This is a genomic window from Microvirga sp. P4_G7 (assembly GCF_056401005.1).
On the sequence record NZ_JBFUKD010000373.1, the window covers coordinates 1 to 3,645 of the forward strand.

Consider the following 3,645-nt stretch of genomic DNA (forward strand, 5'->3'; position numbering starts at 1 on the left):
CTCGTTGACGACGTCGCTGGCGTTGCGCGGACCGAGCTTGGCGAGGATCGCCGCAGCCAGGTCGTCACGCATATTGGCGAGCTGCAGGGCTGCTGCCTCGGCACTCATACGCKCATAGATCGCAACGACCGACTAGTCAGCCKGGGCGAGAAACTCGTTCCGCTTCTTCAGCCATTCCTCGTACTCGGTACGCTTCCGCTCAAGAATTTTAATCCGACCTTCGATCTCTTTCTCGAGTGCCGTCAGCGTCTCCTTTTGCCACGCGAACCGCGCATCGGCGGCCGCATCGGCGATATTGGCGCAGTATTGATTGTTCTTCGGATCAATCGCCGCCTGCACCGGCTTCGGCGCCGCGTTGGTTCGCTGATCGGCCGGCTTGTCTTGGGCTGAAGCGGATCCGAGACCAAGCAGCGATGCCATCGCTACGCCAAGGGCGAGGCTAATCACCGGCTTCTTGGAGGAAACGACGCCATGCGAGATCATTGGACAACCAGCTCCGCTTGCAGGGCTCCTGCCGTCTTCACTGCCTGAAGAATCGAGATGATGTCGCTCGGCTTCAGACCGATCTGGTTCAGCCCTTTGACCAGAGTCTGCAGATCCGAGCCACCGACGATCGCCAGATGGCCGCCCTGCTCGTTCGCTTGAATCTCGGTGCGGGGCACAATGGCGGTGCGGCCGTTTCCAAATGGCTCCGGCTGCGAAACCAGCGGTGTCTCGGTGACACGGACGGTCAGATTTCCGTGCGTCATCGCGACCGTCGAGATCTGCACGTTCTTGCCGATCACGACCGTGCCGGTGCGCTGATCGACGACAACTCGCGCCGGTGTGTCGGGCTGCACCATGAGATCGCCGATTTCTGCAATGAAGCGTGTCGAGCCGATGTCGCCAGGCTTCTGCAGAACGATCGAACGGAAGTCGCGCGGGCTCGCCACCCGTTTTCCGTAACGGCGCAACGCATAGGCGTTGATGGCGTCGGTGACGAGCGTCGCGGTCTTGTAATCCGGGTTCTTCAGTTCGAGTACGAGCGAAGGCAACTCGCGAAAGCCACCCGGCACCTCGCGCTCGATGAGGGCGCCATTGGGAATCCGACCCGCGGTGGCGACACCCTGCGTCAGGGTTTCGGCCTGTCCGGTGGCGGAGAAACCCGAGACCGCGATCGGCCCTTGCGCCGCCGCGTAGACCTGGCCGTCACCGCCGGAGAGAGCGGTGAGCATGAGCGTGCCACCCTTGAGCGACGTCGCATCACCCAGCGAGGTCACAGTCACGTCGATCCGCGATCCTGTGCCGATGAAGGCGGGAAGATCCGCGGTGACGATCACCGCCGCCACATTGCGGGTCCGCAGGGTATTCTCGCGGACGTTCACGCCCATGCGGTCGAGCATGGATTGCAGCGATTGCTCGGTAAATTGGGAATTGCGCAGTGTGTCGCCGGTGCCCTGAAGGCCCATGACGAGGCCGTAGCCGACGAGCTGATTGTCACGCACCCCTTGGACCGCGGCAATGTCCTTGATCCTTGTCGCGGCCTGGGCTGCGAGAGGCAGGAACGACATCAAGACGATGATGAGAAGCCGCGCCATCAAGGAGTGCCGATCCGAATGCGCCCGTCGGACTGCACGATGCCGACGATGATCCGCCCCGTATCGGAATTGCGGACACGCACTTGCTCGCCAAGCCCTGCCGACTGCATCGGTGTTCCAAGCGTGGTGATGGAAAGCCCGCCTTCCTCAAAGACGACCTGCGCAAGCGTGCCGCGGGTAACGAGCTTGGGGTCGTCGACCGCGTTCACGGGGATGGCTTCGCCGGGAAGCAAGGTTCGCCGCGCGGTCTTGCCGACAAGGGCCTGCGGGTGGTCGATGACGGCGAGGCGCCCATGGAAACCCGCAGGGAAATTGCGGTCCCGCAGCATGGTCTCGCGGATCTCGTCGCCCGGGTAGATCGTGATGGTCGGAACGGGAAGCATCCGCTCTTGCGCCACGACGACCTGCGCACCTGTCGTTGACAGTGCCAGGGCGAGGAAGAGAATCTTGAGCGGATGTTTCGGGTTCAATGCCATCACCTATTGCGCAGTCGTTCAGCGGATGCCCTTGGAGATCGTTCCCGCCATGTCGTCGGCGGCCTGGATGACCTTCGAATTCATTTCGAACGCGCGCTGCGCCGAGATCAGGTTGGTGATCTCCCGCACCGGATCGACGTTCGAGGCCTCGAGATAACCTTGGTGAATTTTACCGAAGCCCGGATCGCCGGCCACGCCGACCACCGGTTGACCGGACGCCGCCGATTCCCGATAGAAATTGTTGCCGATCGGCTCGAGGCCGGAATCGTTTGCGAAGTTGGCAATCGTGAGCTGACCGAGATTCTGCGGCAGCGCCTGGCCATCGACTTTCGCGAAGACCTCTCCGGATTCGTTGATCGTGACGTCGATGGTGTTCTGCGGAATGATGATCGCTGGATCGAGCGTGTAGCCGTCGATCGTCACCATTTGCCCGTCGCCGTTCTTGTTGAACGATCCGGCGCGGGTATAGATAGTCTCGCCATTCGGGCTGTTGACTTGGAACCACCCACGGCCGTTGTGGGCGAGGTCGAACTGATTGGTGGTCTGCGTCAGTGGACCTTGACGATGAAGGTTGCGGATTGCGGCCGTACGAACGCCCAAGCCGAGCTGCGCGCCTTCCGGAATCGGGCGTTCGCCAGCCTGGTTGGGGATCCCCTGCAGACGCTCGGTTTGGTAGAGCAGGTCGGTGAATTCAGCCCGCGCGCCTTTGAAGGCGGTGGTGTTCACGTTCGAGATGTTGTTCGCGATGACTTCGACGTTCAGCTGCTGGGCGTTCATGCCCGTCGCAGCGATTGCGAGCGCTCTCATGGTCGTCTCCTTAAATCGCCATCCGCGATATTTCTTGGTACGCGGCCACGACCTTGTCCCGGATCGCGATTGCCGCCTGCAGGCTCTGTTCCGCCGACATCACCGCCTCGACGACCTGCTGGACAGAGGCTTTTCCCTGGATGCCCGAGATCGCCGCCGCTTCGCCAGATTTCAAAGCGTCGGTGGCATTGGCCGCCACCTGCATCATCATGTCGCCGAAGCCGCCTTGCTGGCCCGCGCCGGCAACCGGCGTCGTCGCCTGCACGTTGGTGAATTGCGAGCTCGTCGCGCCGCCCGAACGTTCGACGTACGAGGAAATGGCTGAGATTGCATCGAACATCAGGTCCCCCGCAGCAGATCGATGGTGCTGGAAATCATGGAGCGGGCCTGCTTGATCATCTGCAAGTTTGCTTCATAGGAGCGATTGGCTTCGCGCATATCGGCCATCTCGACCAGCATGTTGACGTTCGGCTTTTTCACGAAGCCTTTTTCGTCGGCCGCCGGATTGCCAGGATCGTATTCGACCTGGAACGGAGCTTTGTCGGTGCCGATGTCCTTGACGCGAACGGTGGTTACGCCAAGCGAGCGGTCGAGTTCGCTCTTGAATGTGATGGTCTTGCGCGCATAAGGGTCCGCACCCTCCGTCTCACCCGTAGATTGAGCGTTCGCGATGTTCTCGGAAACGATGCGCAGGCGCATCGACTGCGCCTCGAGCCCCGCACCGGCGAGGCGGGAAGATGCCTGCAGTGGATCGATCATTGGCCAGACCTCGTGCTCGCGAGAAC

6 protein-coding genes are annotated in these 3,645 nt (G+C 61.7%); all 6 read right to left on the reverse strand.

Annotated elements, in window-relative coordinates:
- Positions 1-132: 132 nt before the first annotated feature.
- From AC1DT3_RS14820 to flgC, 6 genes are read right to left on the reverse strand one after another with little or no spacing between them, the layout of a single operon-like run.
- On the reverse strand, positions 133-483 hold the full coding sequence (locus AC1DT3_RS14820) for a hypothetical protein (RefSeq protein WP_477466010.1): 351 nt from the start codon (positions 481-483) through the stop codon (positions 133-135).
- Complete coding sequence (flgI, locus tag AC1DT3_RS14825) at positions 480-1,577, reverse strand: flagellar basal body P-ring protein FlgI (protein ID WP_477466011.1); 1,098 nt, start codon at positions 1,575-1,577, stop codon at positions 480-482. The genes AC1DT3_RS14820 and flgI overlap by 4 nt, the downstream gene beginning before the upstream one ends.
- Complete coding sequence (gene flgA, locus AC1DT3_RS14830; RefSeq protein ID WP_477466014.1) at positions 1,577-2,023, reverse strand: flagellar basal body P-ring formation chaperone FlgA; 447 nt, start codon at positions 2,021-2,023, stop codon at positions 1,577-1,579. Before flgA ends, flgI begins: the two co-directional genes overlap by 1 nt.
- Before the next feature lie 48 nt (positions 2,024-2,071).
- Positions 2,072-2,860, reverse strand: coding sequence for a flagellar basal-body rod protein FlgG (gene flgG / locus AC1DT3_RS14835; RefSeq protein WP_477466012.1), 789 nt, complete (start codon positions 2,858-2,860; stop codon positions 2,072-2,074).
- A gap of 10 nt (positions 2,861-2,870) precedes the next feature.
- Positions 2,871-3,200, reverse strand: coding sequence for a flagellar hook-basal body complex protein FliE (fliE, locus tag AC1DT3_RS14840; RefSeq protein WP_477466013.1), 330 nt, complete (start codon positions 3,198-3,200; stop codon positions 2,871-2,873).
- Positions 3,200-3,619 carry a flagellar basal body rod protein FlgC gene (flgC, locus tag AC1DT3_RS14845; RefSeq protein ID WP_477466015.1) on the reverse strand — a complete coding sequence of 140 codons (420 nt, stop codon included), beginning with the start codon at positions 3,617-3,619 and terminating at the stop codon, positions 3,200-3,202. Before flgC ends, fliE begins: the two co-directional genes overlap by 1 nt.
- Positions 3,620-3,645 lie beyond the last annotated feature (26 nt).